The organism is Streptomyces sp. NPDC048416 (assembly GCF_043200435.1).
GTDB lineage: Bacteria > Actinomycetota > Actinomycetes > Streptomycetales > Streptomycetaceae > Streptomyces.
On sequence record NZ_JBICXU010000029.1, the window covers coordinates 88,671 to 108,939 of the forward strand.

General features: G+C 71.9%; 14 protein-coding genes. 13 read left to right on the forward strand and 1 reads right to left on the reverse strand.

All coding sequences use genetic code 11. The features are described from left to right. The first annotated feature begins 33 nt into the window (after window positions 1-33). The 11 genes from ACGFW5_RS28490 (at window position 34) to ACGFW5_RS28540 (ending at window position 17,092) form a co-directional block, all read left to right on the forward strand. Entirely contained in the window at window positions 34-3,192 is a 3,159-nt protein-coding gene (locus tag ACGFW5_RS28490; protein WP_393837157.1) for a bifunctional cytochrome P450/NADPH--P450 reductase, read from the forward strand. 178 nt (window positions 3,193-3,370) lie between these two features. Then, window positions 3,371-4,303 (forward strand): NADP-dependent oxidoreductase, encoded by a 933-nt coding sequence (locus tag ACGFW5_RS28495; RefSeq protein WP_393837177.1) that lies wholly within the window; start codon window positions 3,371-3,373, stop codon window positions 4,301-4,303. A 149-nt stretch (window positions 4,304-4,452) separates the two neighbouring features. After that, a complete protein-coding gene (locus ACGFW5_RS28500) occupies window positions 4,453-5,718 on the forward strand; it encodes an imelysin family protein (RefSeq protein ID WP_393837158.1) in 1,266 nt (421 codons plus the stop codon). Next, entirely contained in the window at window positions 5,715-6,944 is a 1,230-nt protein-coding gene (gene efeB / locus ACGFW5_RS28505; RefSeq protein WP_393837159.1) for an iron uptake transporter deferrochelatase/peroxidase subunit, read from the forward strand. The genes ACGFW5_RS28500 and efeB overlap by 4 nt, the downstream gene beginning before the upstream one ends. Window positions 6,945-7,294: 350 nt before the next feature. Then, entirely contained in the window at window positions 7,295-9,199 is a 1,905-nt protein-coding gene (locus tag ACGFW5_RS28510; RefSeq protein ID WP_393837160.1) for a phospholipase C, read from the forward strand. Window positions 9,200-9,365: 166 nt separating this feature from the next. Then, window positions 9,366-10,280 (forward strand): glycoside hydrolase family 25 protein, encoded by a 915-nt coding sequence (locus ACGFW5_RS28515; protein ID WP_393837161.1) that lies wholly within the window; start codon window positions 9,366-9,368, stop codon window positions 10,278-10,280. Window positions 10,281-10,372: 92 nt separating this feature from the next. Further along, on the forward strand, window positions 10,373-11,986 hold the full coding sequence (locus ACGFW5_RS28520; protein WP_393837162.1) for an APC family permease: 1,614 nt from the start codon (window positions 10,373-10,375) through the stop codon (window positions 11,984-11,986). 277 nt (window positions 11,987-12,263) lie between these two features. Next, complete coding sequence (locus ACGFW5_RS28525) at window positions 12,264-14,402, forward strand: hypothetical protein (protein ID WP_393837163.1); 2,139 nt, start codon at window positions 12,264-12,266, stop codon at window positions 14,400-14,402. 54 nt (window positions 14,403-14,456) lie between these two features. Continuing rightward, window positions 14,457-16,100, forward strand: coding sequence for a hypothetical protein (locus tag ACGFW5_RS28530; protein WP_393837164.1), 1,644 nt, complete (start codon window positions 14,457-14,459; stop codon window positions 16,098-16,100). A gap of 143 nt (window positions 16,101-16,243) precedes the next feature. Beyond that, entirely contained in the window at window positions 16,244-16,729 is a 486-nt protein-coding gene (locus ACGFW5_RS28535; RefSeq protein ID WP_393837165.1) for an Asp23/Gls24 family envelope stress response protein, read from the forward strand. 45 nt (window positions 16,730-16,774) lie between these two features. Then, entirely contained in the window at window positions 16,775-17,092 is a 318-nt protein-coding gene (locus ACGFW5_RS28540) for a YkvA family protein (RefSeq protein ID WP_393837178.1), read from the forward strand. On the opposite strand, the gene ACGFW5_RS28545 is transcribed toward ACGFW5_RS28540, so the two are convergent. Then, window positions 17,049-18,464 carry a pyridoxal-phosphate dependent enzyme gene (locus tag ACGFW5_RS28545; RefSeq protein ID WP_393837166.1) on the reverse strand — a complete coding sequence of 472 codons (1,416 nt, stop codon included), beginning with the start codon at window positions 18,462-18,464 and terminating at the stop codon, window positions 17,049-17,051. The genes ACGFW5_RS28540 and ACGFW5_RS28545 overlap by 44 nt on opposite strands. 241 nt (window positions 18,465-18,705) lie before the next feature. Between ACGFW5_RS28545 and ACGFW5_RS28550 the strand changes: the two genes are divergently transcribed. Together ACGFW5_RS28550 and ACGFW5_RS28555 are read left to right on the forward strand one after the other, a co-directional pair. Then, window positions 18,706-19,065, forward strand: coding sequence for a peptidase inhibitor family I36 protein (locus ACGFW5_RS28550; RefSeq protein WP_393837167.1), 360 nt, complete (start codon window positions 18,706-18,708; stop codon window positions 19,063-19,065). Between the two features lie 106 nt (window positions 19,066-19,171). Continuing rightward, the gene (locus ACGFW5_RS28555) at window positions 19,172-20,137 is read left to right on the forward strand and encodes a class I SAM-dependent methyltransferase (RefSeq protein ID WP_393837168.1); all 966 of its coding nucleotides are present in this window, start codon (window positions 19,172-19,174) and stop codon (window positions 20,135-20,137) included. Window positions 20,138-20,269: the final 132 nt, after the last annotated feature.

Below are 20,269 nucleotides of genomic sequence, written 5' to 3' on the forward strand. Positions count from 1 at the left end.
GAAGCGGCACACCGGGCGGGTGAGTCTTGAACCATGACGGACACGATCCCGATCCCCACCGCAGCAGCACGCCCCGCCGACGACGGCGACGTCCCCCTGGCCGACATCTCGGCCCGAGGGCTCACCGAGACGCCGATCCAGCAGGCCATGGAGCTGGCCCGGACGCACGGGCCGGTGTTCAGGCGACAGCTGGGCGAACACCAGCACCTCTTCGTCAGCTCACTCGGCCTGGTCACCGAACTCGCCGACGAGACACGCTTCTCCAAAGGCATCTCCAAGGTGCTCGACTACGTACGCGAGTTCGCGGGTGACGGTCTGTTCACCGCGCACAACGACGAGCCGAACTGGGCCAAGGCACACGACATCCTCATGCCGGCCTTCGCGCTCGGCTCGATGCGGACCTACCACCCCGCCATGCTGCGCGTCGCACGCCGCGTGACGCAGAGCTGGGACAGGCGGGCCGCGCGGGGCGCTGCGGTGGACGTCGCCGACGACATGACACGGATGACCCTGGACACCATCGGGCTCGCAGGCTTCGGCTTCGACTTCGACTCGTTCGGACGGGACACCCCGCACCCCTTCGTCGAGGCGATGGTGCGCTGCCTGGAGTGGAGCATGCGGCGCCTGGGCCGCGCCCCGGACGCCGACCACCGCGAGCAGGACCTTCGGTTCGAGCGGGACTCCGCCTACCTCGCCTCCGTGGTCGACGAGGTCATCGCCGCCCGGACCAAGAGCGGGGACACCTCCGTCGACGACCTGCTCGGTCTGATGCTGGGCGCCGCGCACCCGGCGGACGGCACCACCCTGGACACGGACAACATCCGCAACCAGGTCATCACCTTCCTCATCGCCGGTCACGAGACCACCTCGGGCACCCTCTCCTTCGCGCTCTACCACCTGCTCAAGGACCCGACCGCGCTCCGCCTCGCCCAGCGCGAGGCCGACGAGCTGTGGGGCGACGACCCCGACCCGGAGCCCGCCTTCGAGGACATCGGAAAGCTGCGCTTCACCCGTCAGGTGCTGAGCGAGGCGCTGCGCCTGTGGCCCACGGCGGCCGCCTTCACCCGGCAGGCCCGCGAGGACACCGTGCTGGGCGGGCGCCTCGCGCTGCGGGCGGGCGACCTGGTCACCGTGCTCACGCCGATGCTGCACCGCGATCCCGCGTGGGGCGACAACCCCGAGCTGTTCGACCCGGCGCGCTTCACACCCGAGGCGGAGGCGGCTCGCTCACCGCACGCCTACAAGCCCTTCGGAACCGGCGAACGGGCCTGCATCGGGCGGCAGTTCGCGCTCCATGAGGCGACGATGCTGCTCGCGCTGCTCGTCCACCGCTACCGGCTCGTGGACTCGGCCGACTATCAGCTGCGGATCAAGGAGACCCTGACCCTCAAGCCCGACGGGTTCACCCTCTCCCTCATCCCGCGCACTCCGGCCGACCGGGCCCTGAGCCGGGCGGCGCTGCCCGGCACGCGCTCCGCCGCACCCGTCACCGCCGGCTCCGCGCCCGCGCTGCCCTCCCGCGTCCGCCAGGGCACCGGCCTGCTGCTCCTGCACGGCACCAACTACGGCACCTGCCGCGAATTCGCCGAACGCCTCGCCGCCGAAGCCACCGCCCTCGGCTTCGACAGCGAGATCGGCCCGCTCGACTCCTGTGCGGGCGCGCTGCCCAAGGACCGGCCCGTCGTCATCGTCGCGGCCTCCTACAACGGACAGCCGACCGACGACGCGACGCAGTTCGTGCGGTGGGCCGAGCAGGCGCCGCCGGGAGCGGCGCAGGCGGTGCCGTACGCGGTGCTCGGTGTCGGCGACCGCAACTGGTCCGCCACCTATCAGCGCGTGCCCACCCTCATCGACGAACGCCTCGCCGCCCTCGGGGGCGACCGGCTGCTTCCCCGCGCCGAAGCCGACGCGTCCGGTGAACTCGGCGACACCGTAAGGGAGTTCGCGCACTCACTGCGGGTGGCCCTGCTCGAACGGTACGGCGACCCCGACAGCGTCGGCGCCACCGCGCCGCCCGTCCAGGCCGCGTACACGGTCACCGAGATCACCGGCGGCCCGCGGGAAGCGCTCGCCGCACGGCACGGCCTGGTGGAGATGACCGTCACCGAGGCCCGCGACCTGACGGCGCCGGGCCACGCCCGCCCCAAGCGCTTCGTGCGCCTGGCCCTGCCCGACGGCGTCGGCTACCGCACCGGCGACCACCTCGGCGTGCTGCCCGCCAACAGTCCCGCCGTGGTCGGCCGCGCGGCCGCGGCGCTGGGCGTGGACCTCGACACCGTGGTGAACATCCACGTCCAGGGCGCCGCGCCCGACACACTGCCCGTCGACCGGCCGCTGACCGTGCGCGAACTCCTCACCCACTACGTGGAGTTGGGAGGCCGTCCGAGCGCCGCACAGATCGCGCTGCTCGCCGAGCGCAACCCGTGCCCGCCCGAACGCGCCGCCCTCGAACACCTGACGGCGCACGATCCGCGTCCCCTCGTCGAGCTCATCGAGGACCATCCGGCGCTGCGGGGCGCACTCGACTGGCCCGCCCTCCTCGCCCTGCTGACCCCGCTGCGGCCCCGCCCGTACTCCGTGTCCTCCTCGCCCGCCCGCGACCCGCGCCACGCCGACCTGATGGTGGCGCTCAACCCCGGCGGCACCGGATCCGCCCATCTGCACTCCCTGCGCCCCGGCGACACCGTGCTCGCCCGTGTGCAACCCTGCCGTGAGGCGTTCCGCATCGGGCCGGACGCGGCCGAGCCGGTCATCATGATCGCGGCGGGCACCGGCCTCGCCCCCTTCAGGGGAGCCGTCACCGACCGTCTGACGGCACATCGACCCGGTCCTGCCCTCCTTTATTTCGGCTGCGACGCACCGGAGAAGGACTTCCTCCACGCCGACGAACTGCGCGCCGCCGAACGGGCCGGGGTCCTTTCCCTGCGACCCGCCTTCAGCGCGCCCGCCGAGGGCGAGGGCCGCTTCGTGCAGCACCGCCTCGCCGCCGAGGGGGACGAAATCTGGCCGCTCCTGGAGGCAGGCGCGCGGGTCTATGTGTGCGGCGACGGCAGCCGCATGGCGCCGGGCGTACGCGCCGCCTTCCGGGACCTCTACGCGCGGCGCACGGGCGCGTCGGCCGAGGAGGCGGAGGGGTGGCTGAACCGGCTGACCGCCGAGGGCAGGTACGTGGAGGACGTCTACGCGGGCTGACACCGCACAGCCCGCTCCCCGGGGGGTTGGCTCTCCGGGGAGCGGGCACGCGCGGCGCGCACCACAATCGTAGGAACCGGGAAGCCCAGGTCACCGAGCGGCCGGCCGTCCCGCCCACCTCGACGTCGGGAGAGAGCACGCGATGCCCACCAGCTCCGCAAGCACCGAGAAGAGCACGATGAAGGCCATGACGTACACGGCGTACGGCGACAACACCGTGCTGAGCCTCACCGAGCAGTCGCTGCCCAAGGTGGGCCCCGGCGAAGTGCTCGTCCGGGTGCGCTGCGCGTCCGTCAACCCGGTCGACTGGAAGATCATGTCCGGCGGCCTCGACGCGATGATGGACACGGTCTTCCCGGTCGTCCCGGGCTGGGACGTCGCGGGCGTCGTGGAGCGCACCGGCATCGACACCCCCGAGTGGAAGGAGGGTGACGAGGTCTTCGCGTATGCCCGCAAGGACTATGTGCACGGCGGCACCTTCGCCGAGTTCGTGACCGTGCCCGTGCGGGCGCTCGCCCGTCGGCCCAAGTCGCTGAGCTGGGAGGAGACGGCAGGGCTCCCGCTCGCGGGACTCACCGCCCAGCAGACCCTGACCCGGCTCGGCGCCGGCCGGGGTGACACGGTGCTTGTGCACGGCGCGGCGGGAGGCGTGGGCACGTTCGGCGTACAGATCGCCCGGGCCCTTGGCGCCCGGGTCATCGGAACGGCCTCCGAGCGCAACCACGACCGGCTGCGCGAGCTCGGCGCCGAACCCGTGACGTACGGCGACGGCGTCAGCGAGCGCATCCGGGCGCTGGCCCCCGACGGGGTGGACGTGGTCGTCGACTACGTCGGCGGGGTCCTCGACACCACCCGGGCGGTCCTGCGCGAAGGCGGCCGCCACGCCTCGATCGCCGACCCGTCCGTCATGGAGGCGGGCGGCCAGTGGATGTGGGTACGCCCCGACGGCCCCGGCCTCGAAACGCTGGCCCACCTCGCGGACGGGGGACAGCTCAAGGTCCCCGTCGCCGAGACGTTCCCGCTCGACCGCCTGGCCGACGCGTTCGAACTCAGCCAGGCGGGCCACACGCACGGCAAGATCGTCATCCGGGTCGGGGACGACCGGGACTGACCTTTTCCTCCCGGGGCCGGGCCCGGTGACGTGTCGGTGAACGCGGGGGTAAATCTGGACGCGCCCCCACCCGGATGCGCGTTCGGGGCCGAACGAGTGCCTAGCATGAGCGGCATCGTCCTGCCCGCCGACACGAACGGAGCGCCCCGATGCGCGACCCCGATCCGGGCCCGGATCAGGAGCCGGCCGAGCCCGCAGAGGGGCCGGTCACGGCGCGCCGCGCGACCCTGAGCGGCCGCAAGCGCGCCGGCGCGGCCCTGGCCGTGGCGTGCGCCGCGGCGGCCGTGGGCGCCTGTGCCCTCGGCTCCGGCGGGGGCTCGCCGGACGCGAAGGCGCCGACGAGGAAGGGGCCGGTCGCGGTCGAGGTGTCGGCCGGCGCCTGCGGACGGGGCTGGAGCGGCGCGGCGCCGGGCCCCCAGGTCTTCGCACTGCGCAACACCTCAGCAACCCCGGCCGAGGTGTATCTCACCGATGTGGCCACCGGCGCCGTGCACGGGGAACTGGAGGGCCTTGCCCCCGGCACGACCCGCGAGATGCGCGTGGTGCTCGGCGGCGGCTCCTACGCCTTCAAGTGCCTTCCGGACGACGCCGACGCGGTGACAGGACCCACCGTGAAGATCGCGGGCGCCCCCGGCGGCGGTGGCCCCGCCGCGGTCCCGGTGACCCAGCACGACCTCATCCCGGTCGCCCTCGCCCACCAACGGTGGATCACCGCAAGAACCCTCGAACTGACCGGCCGCACCGACGAGTTGAAGCGTGCGATCGACGACGGGGACCTCTCGGGCGCGCGCAAGGCGTGGCTGAGCGCGCATCTGGTCTATGAGCGCATGGGCGCCGCCTACGACGCGTTCGGCGACGCCGACGAGGCCATCAACGGTTCTGGCCCCGCCCCGTCCGCCGCCGGGTCGGCCGAGGACTTCGAGGGCTTCCACCGCGTCGAGTACGGCCTGTGGCACGGTGAACCGGCGGCGTCACTGCGCGCTCCCGCCGACCGGCTCGCCCAGGCCGTGCACGCCCTGCGCGACAGCTGGCCGCAGGAGCGGCTCGATCCCGGGCAACTGGGGCTGCGCGCCCACGAGATCCTGGAGGCCACGGCGCAGTCGGAACTCACCGGCCGCACCGACTACGGCAGCGGCACCAGCCTGGCCACCGCGCGCGCCAACCTGGACGGCACCCGCGAACTCCTCACGCTGCTCCATCCGTTGCTCACCAGCCGCTACCCTGACCTGCCGCGCCTGGACGCCTGGCTCGACCGCACCCAGCACACCCTGGACGGCTTCGGAGCCGACGGCCACTGGACGCCGCTCGACCGGCTCGGCGGCCCGGACCGGCAACGGCTCAACAGCGACATCGGCCAGGCAGTGGAACTTTTGGCCCCGGTGGCCGCCATCTGCGACGCGCGGAGGACAGCATGAGCGAGGTACGACGCCGGGGCTTCTTGCGCGGCGCGGCCGCGGGGCTCGGGACCGCGGTCACCGGCGCCGCCCTGTCCGGTGCGGTTCCTCACCCGGCCCGCGCCGAAGCGGGGAACACGTCCCGCGCGCACCTGGACTTCCACGGCGTGCACCAGGCGGGCATCCTCCAACCCCCGCAGCGGGCAACGGCGTTCGTGTCCTTCGACGTGACCGCGGCGGACCGCGGGGAGCTCACCGAGCTGCTGCGTACGCTCACGGAGCGGGCCCGTTTCCTGGCGACGGGCGGCGCGCCCGCCCCGGTCGGCATCACCGCGCCCCCCAGTGACTCCGGGGTGCTCGGGCCGCAGGGGCCCACGGGCGGGGTGAGCGTCACGACGGCCGTGGGCGCCTCGCTCTTCGACGACCGGTTCGGACTCGCAAGCCGCCGGCCGGCCCGGCTCACCCCGATGCCGGCCTTCCCCGACGACGACCTCGCCCCCTCCTGGTGCCACGGCGATCTGAGCGTCCAACTGTGCGCGCAGAGCCCGGACATCGTCCTGCACGCCCTGCGCGACGTCACCCGGCACACCCGCGGCGCGATGCAGGTGCGCTGGCGCATGGACGGCTACACCAGCCCCCCGAGACCGAGCGGAACGCCCCGCAACCACATGGGCTTCAAGGACGGCACCGCCAACCCGAACACCTCGGACGCGGCCGCAATGGACCGCCTCGTGTGGGTGGGCGCCCAGGGCGCCGAGCCCGCGTGGACGGCCGGCGGCAGCTATCAGGTCGTGCGCCTGATCCGCATGCTGGTGGAGTTCTGGGACCGTGTCTCGCTCACCGAGCAGGAGCGCATGTTCGGCCGCAGCCGCGACACCGGCGCTCCGCTCGACGGCTCCGCCGAGTTCGACGTGCCCCGGTTCGCCGACGACCCCAAGGGCGACGTGATTCCGCTGGACAGCCACATCCGGCTGGCCAACCCGCGCTCCGGGCCGAGCGAGCAGCAGCGCATGGTGCGCCGCGGCTACAACTACGACCGTGGCATGGACACCAACGGCGACCTCGACATGGGGCTGCTCTTCTGCTGCTACCAGCAGGACCTGGCCCGGCAGTTCGAGACCGTACAGAAACGGCTCAAGGGCGAGCCACTGACGGACTACATCAAGCCGTTCGGCGGGGGCTACTTCTTCGCCCTGCCGGGAGTGCGCGACCGCGCCGACTGGTTCGGCCGGGCCCTGCTCACCTAGGGGGTGTCTGGTGGATCATGGCCGGGGGTGCGGCGCCTGGCACGGCACCTCGCGGCGTTGCCGAAACGCCCCGATAGCTCCGCTATCACGACGTTCCGGCGCCTTGCGATGCACCGCACCAGGCGCCGCACCCTGACCGACCCTGATCCACCAGACACCCCCTAGGGGTTGGCCCCTCGCGCCCCATTGCCAACAGGGGGTCAAGTTTTGGCCTGGGATTCCTGACCGGGTGTTCACCCGAGGGACACGATGTCGCAGTCGCGGTGTAGTGGTGCGCGCGAAGCATCGTGTTCCGTAACGACATCACGAAGGCGGCCGCGCGCCGGACGCCAGTGGAGGCACGGGGAAGCATGAGTAGCAGAGGCAGCGCGGTGGGCAGGGGACGCCGGGCCAGACGATGGGGAGCGTGCGCCGGGGCGGCCGCGCTCGGTTTGCTGTGCGGCACGGTTCCGGCCGCGGCGGACTCGGCGGACCACTGGGGCGGCCGCACGGCCACCCCGGTCAAGCACCTGGTGGTGATCTTCCAGGAGAACGTGTCCTTCGACCACTACTTCGGCGCCTACCCGGTGGCGGCCAACACCGACGGCACGAAGTTCACCGCCGACAAGCAGACCCCCAAGGACATCAACACCCTGCGCAACGCCGGGCTCCTGACCGAGAACCCGAACCAGTACCCGCCCAAGCGGCTCACCCCCGAGCAGGCCATGACCTGCGACCAGAACCACAACTACGGCCCGGAGCAGTACGCCGCCAACGGCGGCAAGGCCGACCAGTACGTGCAGAACACCGACTCCGGCAAGTGCTCGGGCCATCTGTTCGGCGAGCCCGGTCTGGTCATGGACTACTACGACGGCAACACCGTCACCGCGATGTGGAACTACGCCCAGCACTACACCCTGGGCGACAACTCCTTCAGCACCGCCTACGGTCCCTCCACGCCCGGCGCGATCAACCTCGTCTCCGCCCAGACCCACGGAGTGATCTCGACCGACCCCGCCTCCGGCACCGAGCACCCCAGGCAGACCGCCACGCCCGACCCGTACGCCGTCGCCTCGCCCGACGCCAAGGGGGTCGGCACCATCATCAACGACCCCGATCCGGCGTACGACGACTGCTCGAACAAGGACCACACCAGCAAGGACGCACTCGGCGCCATGCAGGGCCGCAACATCGGCGACCTGCTCAACCAGCAGAAGGTGACCTGGGGCTGGTTCCAGGGGGGCTTTCGCCCCAGCACCGCGTGGGACGGCAAGCAGAGCGACTACGCGAAGTGCTCGGGCAGCACCCACAAGAACGTGGGCGGCGCCGCGGCGGTGGACTACAGCCCGCACCACGCGCCCTTCCAGTACTACAGGTCGACGTCCAACCCGCACCACCTGCCGCCGAAGAACACCGCCGAGATCGGCCACGGCGGGCAGGCCAACCACAACTACGACCTCACCGACTTCGACGCCGCGCTCACGGCGGGCAGCCTGCCGTCGGTGAGCTTCCTGAAGGCCGCCGAGTACCAGGACGGCCACGCCTCGTACTCCGACCCGATCGACGAACAGCACTTCGTCGTCGAGCAGATCAACAAGATCCAGCAGTCGCCGCAGTGGAAGGACACCGCCGTCCTCATCGCCTACGACGACTCGGACGGCTGGTACGACCACGCCTACGCCAAGCCGCAGAACGGCTCCAAGGACACCAAGGCCGGCTCCAGCGGCAAGGCGACCGACAGCCCCGCCTGCCAGGCCGCACCGGCCGCCGCCGGCGGATACGACGACCGCTGCGGCCCCGGCACCCGCCAGCCCCTCCTCGTCATCTCGCCGTACAGCAAGGTCAACGCGGTCGACCACACGCTGACCGAGCAGGCCTCCATCACCCGGTTCATCGAGGACAACTGGGGCACCGGACGGATCGGCGACGCCTCCTTCGACGCCCGAGCCAACTCGCTGACCTCGGCCTTCGACTTCAAGCACCCCAACAACAAGCAGGTGCTGCTCAACGCCGACGGCTCGGTCAAGTCCGTCAAGGACATCCCCGAACACCCGGCCCCGCCGGCCGCGTCGGCCACGCCGTCCGCCGCGGCGTCCACCACGGGCGGCTCCGGGAACACCCCGGCCGCCCAGACCTCCGGCGAAGCACTCGCCGAGTCGGGCTCCTCGCCGGTGCTGCTTCCCGCGGGCCTGACCGCCGCCGCGCTCGCGGCGGCAGGCGCGGGCATCGCCTTCATCCTGCACCGCCGCCGGAACCGCACCGCCCCCACCCGGTAACTCCCGCCACAGCGCTGGACAGAGGGCCGCCGACGCTTCGTCGGCGGCCCTTCGGCCTGCGTGCGAAAGCCGCGGGCGCGACACGCCGACAGGGGAGTCGAGCCGCCCCGTCGCGGGCAAGCAACAGACAGGAAGAGGTGGTTCCGGCCCGCGCGAAAGGGCTCCGATGGGGATCTACGGGCAGGACTGGGCTTCGTACCAGTCGTCGACACCGAATACGAGCGGCTTGTCCTTCGCCTTCGTCAAGGTCAGCGAAGGACTCTCGTACATCAACCCGCGCTGGGTCTCCCAGCGTGACCACGCCAAGGCCAACGGGCTCGTGTGGGGCGGCTACCACTACCCGAACATGAACAACAGCGCCCGCGCCGAGGCCGACTACTTCATCGACCAGGTCGACTGGAAGCCCGGCGATGTCGTCATCCTCGACTGGGAGGGCTACGACACCGCGAACTCAGGCGTGCCCAAGTCCACTCAACGCGCCTACAAGGACGCCTGGTTGCGCTACGCCAAGAGCCGCCTGCCGCACAATCCCGTCGGCATGTACGCCAACCTCGACTACTGGTGGAACGTCGACCAGGACAGCTTCTGCGCCGACTTCCTGTGGATCGCCACGGACGGACGCGCCGCCGGGGACCCCGGCATCCGGGCCCCCTGGCTTTTCCACCAGTACGGCGAGTCCGACGGGCTCGACCGCGACTACTGCCACCTCGCCGACACGGCCCAACTGCGCGCCTGGGCACTCTCGTTCCAGCCCGCACCGCCTCAGGAGACCGACATGCCCCAATGGATCACCGGCCGCGTCGACCCGGGCGTGCAGCCCACCGTCGTCCTGCTGCCGCACGGCACCGCATGGGACACCTACAACCGCCGACTGCACCTCGGCATGGACCAGATCACCGACGCCCCCGCCACCGCGTCCGTCCGCGTCGCCCTCCACAACGGAACCATGTGGCGCGACATCGAGTCGGTCCGGCTGGCTTCCGCGAGCGGTTCGGTGGATGTGATCATCAACGAGAACGACGTGAAGCTGAGCCTTCAGACGGACGCGGCGGGCGTCAGCTTCGCCGTCGAAACCTGGTAGAACTCGGCCCGCTTCCTCGCGGACACCTGGCGCCGGGCATGACACGCTGAGCACTTCGGTGTCCTCACGTCATGCGAAGGAGGCGGGTGCGCGTGCGGCCGACGCAGCCGGGGGAGACCCCAGCGGTCCTGACGGTGCTCGGCGAGGAGCGACGGCTCCGCAAAGAGCTCGGGTTCTGGAGCCTGACCGCGATCGGGTTCTCCAACATCCTCGGCTCCGGCTGGCTGTTCGCCGCCATGTTCGCCGCGCAGACCGCGGGGCCCGCCGCGCTCCTGTCCTGGATCGCGGCCGGGGTGCTGTGCGCCCTGGTGGCCCTGGTCATGGTGGAGCTGGGAGCCACCCGCCCCGAAGGCGGCGGAACCGTGCGATGGCCGCTGTACGCGAGCGGACGCCTGGTGGGCACCGTCATCGGCTGGTCCGTGCTGCTCTCGGTCGGCGGCACCGCGGCCGAGATCAGCGCGATCATGCAGTACGCCGCCCACTATCTGCCCGGCCTCTACGACAACGGCCGTCTCACCGCCTCGGGCCTGGCCGTGGCCACCGGTCTGAGCGTGCTTCTGACGGCCCTCAACTGGTTCGCCGTGCGTGCGTTCGCGCGGCTCAACAATCTGGTGTCCTTGTTCAAGGTCCTCGTCCCGGTCCTCACCGTGATCGCCCTGTTCCTCTCCGGCACCCACGCCGGCCGCCTCACCGGCCACGGCGGCTTCGCCCCGTACGGCTACGCCGCCTGTCTGACCGCGCTCGCCGGCGGCGGCATCGTGTACTCCGTCAACGGATTCCAGGCACCCCTCGACTTCTCGGGTGAGGCCCGCAACCCCCGCCGTACCGTGCCGCTCGCCGTGCTCACGGGGATCGGGCTCGCGGTCCTCGTCTACCTCGCCCTGCAACTGGCGTTCCTGTTCACCGTGCCCGACTCCCTGCTCGGCCACGGCTGGCACGGCGTCACCTTCGACTCGCCCTTCGGCCAGCTCGCCCTGGTGCTCAACCTGCACTGGCTTGCCACCCTCCTGTACGCGGACGCGGTGGTCTCGCCCGGCGGCTCGGCCTATGTCGGTGTCGCCATCGACGCCCGGCACACCTACGCGCTGGCCAAGAACGGGCTGCTGCCCCGCTTCTTCATGCGCATCGACCCCCGCGCCGGCACGGCACGCCGGGCGCTGCTGCTCAACCTCGTGGTCATCATCCTGTTCATGCTGCCGTTCGGCGGCTGGCAGGACATCGTCAGCGTGATGGGTGACATGTACCTCCTGGTGTACGCGGCCTCGGCCGTCGCCGTCGCCGCGTTCCGCGCGCACGGCAGGGAGCGTGGCCTGCCGCCGGCGGACGGACAGGTGCCCGGGGTGCACTGGATCGCGCCCATCAGCTTCGTCGTGGCCGGCGAATTCGTCTTCTGGTCGGGCTGGCACAATCTGCGACTCGCGCTCCCCCTGGTCCTCGTGGGCGTCCCCCTGTTCCTGATGCTGCGCCGTGACACCGAGGGCCGCTCACCGCGTGACGAACTGCGCCACGGCGCCTGGCTGGTCTGCTACCTCGCCGCCCTCACCCTGCTGTCCTGGCTCGGCACGTTCGGCGGCTCGGGCCACCTCCCGGCGCCGTACGACTCCGTCGTGGTGGGCGCCCTCTCGCTCGCGGTGTTCGGCTGGGCGGTGCGCTCCGGCACGGCCCACCTGCGCACCGCACCCGTCACGGCCCTGCCGACCGACTGAACCCGTCACGGCCCTGCCGACCGACTGACCCGTCCCGCCGGGGGCCCGTCCGGGCCTGCCCCGAAGTCATCGCCAACCCGCCGCCGAGGCACCGGAGTTGAAGCCTCCGGGCCCCGGCGCCACCTCCTAAATCCCCGCAACTGCCCCACCCTCGCCGATCCGGCCGGCCGATGTCGGGGAACACCCGTCGCAACGTGTCCATCCGGTGTTACCTTCCGTGTCAATCGATGCGGGAGGTGCGCCTTGTGCGCGTCGGTTCGGGGGGCGGTGAGCGCGGGTGGGGGATCTTGACGCGGCAGGGGGCGCCGATGCGTTCCTGCGGCACATGCTGTGGCGGTACCCGGGACAGCGGCAGCCGGTCGTGGCGCTGCTCGGGCCGCGCCAGTCCGGCAAGACGGATCTGTTGCGGGCCATGTCACGGGCGTGCGGTTCGACGGTGGTCCACGCGGACCTCGACTTCGACCGCAATCCGGTCGATCCGGTCTCGGCGGCCGCGCTGGCCGCCTTCCAGATGATGCGCGGCTGGGACAACCTGCGGCACGGCCCGGTGTTCCACCGCTTCGGCCTCGGGCTGCTCGCACTCAACGAGAACCTGGACGCCAACCGCGGACGGGCCGCCGAGCAGGTCAAGGAGCTCATCCAGCAGTACACGCGCACCACCCGCTACGGCGGGATCGCCGACCGCATCGGGCAGGCCGCGGCGACCACGATGAACGTCGTCGCCCAGGGAGCGCTGAGCCCCCTGGTGTCGGGACCCGCGCGTGAAGTCGTCTCCGCCGTCCGCGAGCAGGCCAAACCCGTCATCGGCTCCCTGCTGCAAAGTGCCGCGCGCTGGGGCGTGCGGGACGCGCTGCGCTGGCACATCAGCGTTCCCGAAGCCGAGTCCGCCCGCTCCATCGACGCGCTCATCAGGCTCAGCTCCACCTCACGGTCCGCGGCGGTCGGCCCGTTGATGGCGGCCTTCCTCGCCGACGTCAAGGACCAGGCCGAACGCCATCCGCCGCTGCGTTCCGCGTGCTCGTGCGTGCTGCCCACCCGTGCCACCCGCCGGGACCGCCACGACCACGCCTGGGTGCTCCTGGTGGACGGCGCGCAGACCCCGGCCGGCCGCCGCTTCCTGACCGAACTCGCCGGCGCCAGATCCCGCAACCAACTGGCGGACATGGACGGTTCGGGCGCCGCGGACCCGCTCCTCGTGGTGTCCGCGTGCCAGCAGTGGCAGTCCGAATGGACGTCCTGGTGGTGCGAGCCCTGGCGCTCGACACCACTGGCCGCCACGCCCCAGCGGCGCGTCCCGCTGCTCTCGCGGGCCACCCGCGCCCTGTGGGCCAGGGACAACGACGCGGCCGTCGGCGTCGAACGCGGGCCCGCGGCCGCCTGGTGGTATCCCGTGTGGCTCGACCCGACGACCGAGGACCAGATCGGGTACGCCATGGACCGCTCCGATCCGTCGCCATCCCGGCCGCTGCCCGCGTCCGTCGTCCACCGTCTCACCGGGGGCCACCGCGGCGCCGTCTCCGCGGTCCTCGGCGAACCCTTCGGCGCACAGCCCGCACCGCACGGCACGGGGCCCGCGCTCTCACTGCGCGCCCCGGCCGACGAGGAGGGCACTCCGCTGTGGGCCCACGCCCTGGACACCAGCCTGCCCGAAGGGCTGCCCGTCCCGGGTGACACCTGGAGCACCGCCCCCGCTGTCGTGCTCGCCACCGCGTACCTCGCCGACGTACGCACGGCCCACGACCCACGGCTTCCCGCGACCTCCACGGAACTGCCGCGCGGCCTTGAACTCCTGCGCCGCCACCTGTGGGTGAGCACCTTCTCCCACCACCCCTCGCGCATCCGGCGGATCGGCTGGGGCGACGACGCCGACGCGCCCGCCACCCTGCACCCCTGGCTCGTCCGCTCCGTCCTGACCGCGCTCGACGCCGCCCGGCCCGCACGCCCCGACGAGGTGAACCCGTGGCACGAGGTGTTCGCCGGGCAGGCGCTCGCGCTGGCCGCACTGCCGGCGCCGGGCGGCGACACGGCGGCCACCGAACGCCGGCTCTTCCACGACCTGGCACTCGGCCGGTTCGCGCCGGTCGCCGCCGCCCTGGCCGACCGCTTCGACGAGGACCACCGCGCATGGATCCGCCTGCTCGACTACCTCGCGTCGGCGCCCTGCCGCCTGCTGTACAAGCGCTCACCCCACGAGGCGTACGCCCTGCTGCTCGACGGCGTCGAGGACGGCCGCCAGACGGTCCTCGCGGTGGCCACGGCCAAGCTGCTCGCGCTGCTGTGGCTGTACAACGACCCGCTGACCGAACACACCCGGCGCTGGGACGGCGAGATCCAGGAATCCTTCACCCGCCTCGCGCACAACTCCCGCCTGCTGGACGTCAGTCCGCTCCAGCAGGCGGCGGCCGCCTTCGCCTAGCCCCGCGGCGGCCGCGGCCTCCCGCGTCCGCCGACCGCACCGCAAGGAGTGTCCATGCCACCCGCTGTAGGCAATCCCCGCTTCGGCCGGCTGCGCCGCCACCCCGTCCTCACGGTCCTCGCGGCGCTCGTGCTCCTCACCGGCCTCGCCTTCGGCGGCCGCTGGGGCTACGGAAGGCTCTTCCCGCCGTCACTGACCTGCGGCGCCGGCCTGACGGCGACGGGAACTCCGCTCGCCTGCGCCGGGGTGAACATCGACAGTACGCCGTTCACCGACCACGAACCGGCCCGCATGCGGGAGTTGGAGAACATGGTCAGGACGGCCAACGACGGGGTGAAGGGCCCCTACACCAGCATCGTCCTGATGCTGGACCTCTCGCCCGTGTCCGACGTGGACACCCTCACCTACGACTCCCTGTACCCCAACATCGAAGGGGCCCTCACCGCGGTGTGGCGGGCCAACAACACCGCCGCCTACGGCAGCACGCCCGCCATCAAGCTGTACCTCGCCAACCTGGGCAGCCAGTACGGAGACTGGTCGGTGACCGTCGACAAGCTGAAGGAGAAGCTGAACGCCGAGCACGTCTCCGCGGTCGTCGGGCTCGGCCAGAGCACCGAACAGACCCGCCGTGCCGCGGCCGCGATCTCCTCGCAGCTGCACATCCCGGTCATCGGATCGACGGTCACGGGCAACTCGATGAACATCGACCCGGGCGACCCCACCGGCAAGAAACAGATCGTCGACCTGTTCCGCGTCTCCCCGACCAACTCGGACTCGGTGGTCGCCGCGACCCAGTACGTGTCCACCCTGAAGCCCGCGGTGACCTCGATGGCCGTCGTCGCGGACAGCGTCACCGGCGACGACTACACGCAGACGCTCGCGGAGGCCGCCAGGACCCGTTTCCGTGACCCGAACCGCACCGTGACCGTGCTCCCGTACACCTCGCCCAGTGATCTGCCCGCCGGGTCGGGCCGCCAGGACTACCTGGTGCAGCAGTTCAACCTCATGCACGCCAACCTCTGCCAGGCCGCGCCCTCCGTGGTCTACTTCGCGGGCCGGGGCCGCGACCTCGGGGCGTTCGTCGAGAACTGGGTGCAGGGCGCGCCCTGCGGGATCCCGCAGCTGCACATCCTGGCCGGGGACGACGCCTCGGAGAGCATCCACGACAAGGGCGTGCTCAACGGCATCGCGACGGGCCGGGTCACCGTCTCCTACACCGCGCTCGCCAGCCCCGACGAGTGGGGCACCGAGTGTCCCGGCTCGGACGCCAAGCACAACTACGACCAGTTCTGGGCCGCGTTCACGGGCCGGCCCGACCCGTGCACCGGCCAGCAGCTGACCGCCGACAAGGACGTGGCGGCGCTCTCCTTCGACCCGGTGGACCTCGCCAGCGGCCAGGCCATGCTCACCCATGACGCGGCCGTGGCGGCGATCAGCGCGGGCCGCCGCGACGCCGTGGGACTGAAGAACCCGGGCCTCCAGACCGGCATCCTGCACCAGTTCTACTGCGCGCAGATGCTGCCGGGGGCCAGCGGATGGCTGTCGTTCGGCAGCGACGGCACACCCGCGGGCAAGCCCACCCCCGTCGTCCGGCTCGGCTCCGACGGCACGACCAAGACGGTCGCCCTGACGTGGCCCGACGGCACCCCCAACCTCAGCCTGCCGCAGCGCGGCGGCAAGGGGGCGCCCGGCTGCTGAGCCCGACGGCCGCAAGGGGCCGCCCGGGTGCCCGTTGCCTCGGACTGGCACCCCGATGCCCGCATGAACCGGCGCGGGCACGGTACCCGCAGAGGGACGGGCGGCGGACAGGCCGCCGGAGCGCTTTTCGAGGAGGTGGCCCCATGACGGAGCCGATGGGCCAGACACTGCGCAAACCCGACACGGACGAGTTCCGCGCGGCCACGGACAGCACGACCCTTGAGCCCGCGAAGAGCGGGCCTGGCGAGGCGCCCGCGACCCGGGGCCGGACCACCATCGCCGGCGGCGTCGTGGAGAAGATCGCCGCGCTGGCGGCCCGCGAGGTGCCGGGCGTCAACTCGATGGGCAGCGGCCTGGCCCGTACGCTCGGCGCGATACGGCCGGGCCGCGCGTCCGTCACGCGCGGGGTGAAGGTCGAGGTCGGCGAACGCCAGACCGCCGTCGACCTGGAGATCGTCGTCGAGTACGGGGTGAGCATCACCGAGGTGGCCGCCGAGATCCGGCTGAACGTCATCGCCGCGGTGGAACGCATGACGGAGCTGGAGGTCGTCGAGGTCAACATCGCCGTCAGCGACGTCCACCTCCCCGAGGAGAGCGAGCCCGCTGTTCCCGAGAGCAGGCTTCAGTAGCATCGCCGCCACGGCGCGAGGGAAGGCGATTCGTTGAGCACCGACATGACAGTGATCCTGGTCCTCGTGGGCCTGGCGCTCCTGGCGGCCGCCGTGGGGGCGGCCGTCCTGACGGTACGCCTGGTCCGCGCCCGCAAGGTGCTGAGGGACGCCGGGATCCCGCTGACCCACAAAGCCGCGTTCTGGGGCGCCCTGGCCTATGTCATCAGTCCCGTCGATCTCCTTCCCGACCCGGTCTACCTGGACGACATCGGCGTACTGCTCCTCGCCCTGCGGGTCCTGCACATGGCGGCGGTCACCCCACGGGGTGCCGGGGAGCTCAGCGGGGAGTGGGCAGGGCGGCCCGCAGGCCGGACGAAGTGATCAGGGCCTGGGCGCAGCCGTCCCGCAGGACGACCGCGGTGTCGTGGGCGTGCCGGGCCAGCCGGGCAAGAGCCTCCTCGACCGGCTCGCCGTAGCCGATGTGGGGCAGGGGCGGTTCGAGATGGTCGGCCAGCCGGTCCGAGGGGGCCGCCGTGCCGTGCAGGAGAGCGGCCTCCACAGCCGAAAGACTCACCGATCCGGTGAGCTCGGGCGCCATGGGACGGCGCTCGGGGCCGGCCGGACAGGGTCCGGCCGGCAGGACGGGGTCGGCGCCGGCGAGCGCCCGGGCGCGCAGCACCGCAAGCGCTTCGGCGATGTCGGCGCGGGTGTTGACGTAGGGCAGCGGTGACGCGTCGCTGCCTTCGGGGACGGCATCGGCGACCCGGGCGGCGGTCTCGTCGCCGTCGAGGAATCCCAGGCGCAGCATCCAGGTGTCGTTGAAGTACTTCGACAGGTACTGCCGGCCGGAGTCGGGCAGGATCACCACCACGACGTCGTCCGGCCCTGCGGCGGCGGCGACCCGATGGGCCGCGGCCAACGCGGTGCCGGAGGATCCGCCCACCAACAGGCCCTGGGTGCGGGCGAGTTGACGCAGGGTGTCGAGTGCCTGGCGGTCCGCCACGGGGACGATGCGGTCGAGGACATCAAGGTGGTAGGACGTGGGCCACACATCGCGCGTGGTGTCGGGATGCACGAAGTGCCCGGCCGCCTCGATGAAGTACGGCCGGCCGTCGCCCCCGGAGTAGACGGAGGACGCGGGGTCCGCGCCGATCACCTGGACGGCGTTGCCGCTCACCTCTTTGAGGTAACGTCCGGCGCCGCTGATCGTGCCGCCGGTTCCGATGCAGGACACCAGATGGGTGACGCGTCCCTCGGTCTGCCGCCAGATCTCGGGACCGGTGGTGAGGTAGTGGGCTTCGGGGTTGGCCGGGTTGTCGTACTGATTGGCTAGCCACCCTCCCGGCGTCGTCTCGGCGAGGCGGGCCGCGAAGCTGATCGGGTGTTCGGGGTGCTCACGCGGCAGGCCGCTCGACTTGACCACCACACCGGCGCCGAACGCCCGCAGGGTGTCCACCTTCTCGGCGCTGACGCGGTCCGACACGACCAGCACGATGCGGTACCCCTTCTCGGCCGCCGCCAGCGCGAGCCCGATGCCGGTGTTGCCGGAGGTCGCCTCGACGATGGTGCCGCCGGGCCGCAGCAACCCGTCCTTCTCCGCCTGTTCGATCATGCGCAGACCGATCCGGTCCTTGGCGCTGCCCCCGACGCTCAGATACTCCAGCTTCGCGTACACGGCGGCGGCACCGCCGGTGCGGATCCGGACCAGCGGCGTGCCGCCGATGAGGTCGAGCGCAGACTCATATACGTCCATCACGGCACCTTAGCCAATGTTCCGTGACACAAACGGCGCTATGCGTCGGCCGGTTGCCGCGCCCGAACGGGTCGTACGAATGCCGCGTGCGATGAGGGGTTTCCCCGTTTCCCGATGGACGGGGCGACGGGAAACCCATCGCCCCGGCGTCCATCGGGTGACCAGACTCCTCACACCGGGCCGGACGCCCGCCCGGCCCGAACGACCCCTCGGGGCGCGCCTGTTCAACGAGGAGAGATCCATGAAGCCGCAGTCCTGGCCCCTGGCCCTTGCCCTGTCCCTCACCGCTCTGCTCATGCCCGCGTCGAACGCGGCGGCAGCGCCGACGACCCCGGCCGCACCCTCCTGCACGCAGGGGTCGATCTGCTTCTACACCGGTTCCCGCTTCGGCGGCCGGAGCTGGGAATGGGTCGCCAAGGACGGCTATCACGACATGCCGGCGGGCTTCCACGACAACGTCGGCTCGTTCGTGGCGAGCGCCGAAGGCTGCTTCGTCAACTGGGACCCGAAGGAGACCCGCGTGGTGCACAGCGGCGACAACCGGATCGACTACGGTTCCGACTTCGGCGGCCGGATCGACGGGGTGGGGCCGGGCTGCTGAAACCGGTGACGCGAACGGCGTCCGTACCAGCGTCCTTTGCGGAAAAGCGTCCCGGAACCGGCAACGATAGTTGCCGTATCCACACGACGGGCGCAAGCTCCTCCGCATGAGCGCACACAACGACTACGCGGCCGACACGGCGCGCGGCGACGCATCCGGCGACGGGCACGGACACGGGCACGGCCATGGCCACGACCAGGGCGACATCGACTGGGAGGCCATGGCCGCCCACCTGGAGGACAGTGCCGAACTCCAGCTTCCCGTCCTGCGCCGGACGGCGGCGCGCCTGGAGCAACTGCTCGGCGCCGAACAGAACGTCCGCCGCGTCCTCGACATCGGAAGCGGCCCGGGCGTGATGACCTGCGTGCTGGCCGAAACCTTCGCCCACGCCGAGGCGGTCGCCGTGGACGGCGCCCCCGCACTCCTCGACCACACCCTGCTCCGTGCCCAGCGGCTCGGTCTGGGTCCGAGGGTGTCGGTCCGGCACGCGGAACTGCCCGGCGCTTGGGAGAGCGACGGGCAGGGGGAAGGCGGGCTGGGCCCGGCGGATCTGATCTGGAGCAGCAAGGCCGTGCACCATCTCGGCGACCAGCAGGGCGCGTTGGACGCGCTCGCGGGTGTGCTGAACCCGGGCGGGCTGCTCGCCATCGCGGAGGGCGGCCTGCCCATGCGCTACCTGCCGCGCGACATCGGCGTCGGGAGGCCGGGCCTCCAGGCGCGACTCGACGCCACCCAGGAGCACTGGTTCGAGATCATGCGTGCCGCGCTGCCCGACAGGACCGCCGCGGACGAGGACTGGCCCGCGATGCTGAGCCGGGCCGGGCTCACCGAGGTCGGCAGCTTCACCTACCTCCTCGACCTGCCCGCGCCGCTCGAAGAGCCGGCCCGCAGGTTCCTGCACGCCCATCTGACACGCCTGCGCGAGACGATGAGCGAGACCATCGACGCGGAGGACCGCAAGACGCTGGACCTGCTGCTCGATCCCGTGGCGCCGGAGGGGATTCTGCGCCGCCCCGACGCCTACCTGCTCTCCGCCACCACCGTCCACACGGGCAAGCGCCCGGCCCGATGACCGTGCGAACGGCCGGGCCGGCGCCCGGTGCGCGGCGGGACTAGGGGGTGTCTGGTGGATCATGGCCGGGGGTGCGGCGCCTGGCACGGCACCTCGCGGCGTTGCCGAAACGCCCCGATAGCTCCGCTATCA

Coding starts and splice junctions, on each gene's coding strand:
- ACGFW5_RS28555 (WP_393837168.1), top strand. CDS start 19,172: ATGAGCGCACACAACGACTACGCGGCCGACACGGCGCGCGGCGACGCA.
- ACGFW5_RS28515 (WP_393837161.1), top strand. CDS start 9,366: ATGGGGATCTACGGGCAGGACTGGGCTTCGTACCAGTCGTCGACACCG.
- ACGFW5_RS28545 (WP_393837166.1), bottom strand. CDS start 18,464: ATGGACGTATATGAGTCTGCGCTCGACCTCATCGGCGGCACGCCGCTG.
- ACGFW5_RS28540 (WP_393837178.1), top strand. CDS start 16,775: ATGACAGTGATCCTGGTCCTCGTGGGCCTGGCGCTCCTGGCGGCCGCC.
- ACGFW5_RS28535 (WP_393837165.1), top strand. CDS start 16,244: ATGACGGAGCCGATGGGCCAGACACTGCGCAAACCCGACACGGACGAG.
- ACGFW5_RS28490 (WP_393837157.1), top strand. CDS start 34: ATGACGGACACGATCCCGATCCCCACCGCAGCAGCACGCCCCGCCGAC.
- ACGFW5_RS28500 (WP_393837158.1), top strand. CDS start 4,453: ATGCGCGACCCCGATCCGGGCCCGGATCAGGAGCCGGCCGAGCCCGCA.
- ACGFW5_RS28550 (WP_393837167.1), top strand. CDS start 18,706: ATGAAGCCGCAGTCCTGGCCCCTGGCCCTTGCCCTGTCCCTCACCGCT.
- efeB (WP_393837159.1), top strand. CDS start 5,715: ATGAGCGAGGTACGACGCCGGGGCTTCTTGCGCGGCGCGGCCGCGGGG.
- ACGFW5_RS28510 (WP_393837160.1), top strand. CDS start 7,295: ATGAGTAGCAGAGGCAGCGCGGTGGGCAGGGGACGCCGGGCCAGACGA.
- ACGFW5_RS28495 (WP_393837177.1), top strand. CDS start 3,371: ATGAAGGCCATGACGTACACGGCGTACGGCGACAACACCGTGCTGAGC.
- ACGFW5_RS28530 (WP_393837164.1), top strand. CDS start 14,457: ATGCCACCCGCTGTAGGCAATCCCCGCTTCGGCCGGCTGCGCCGCCAC.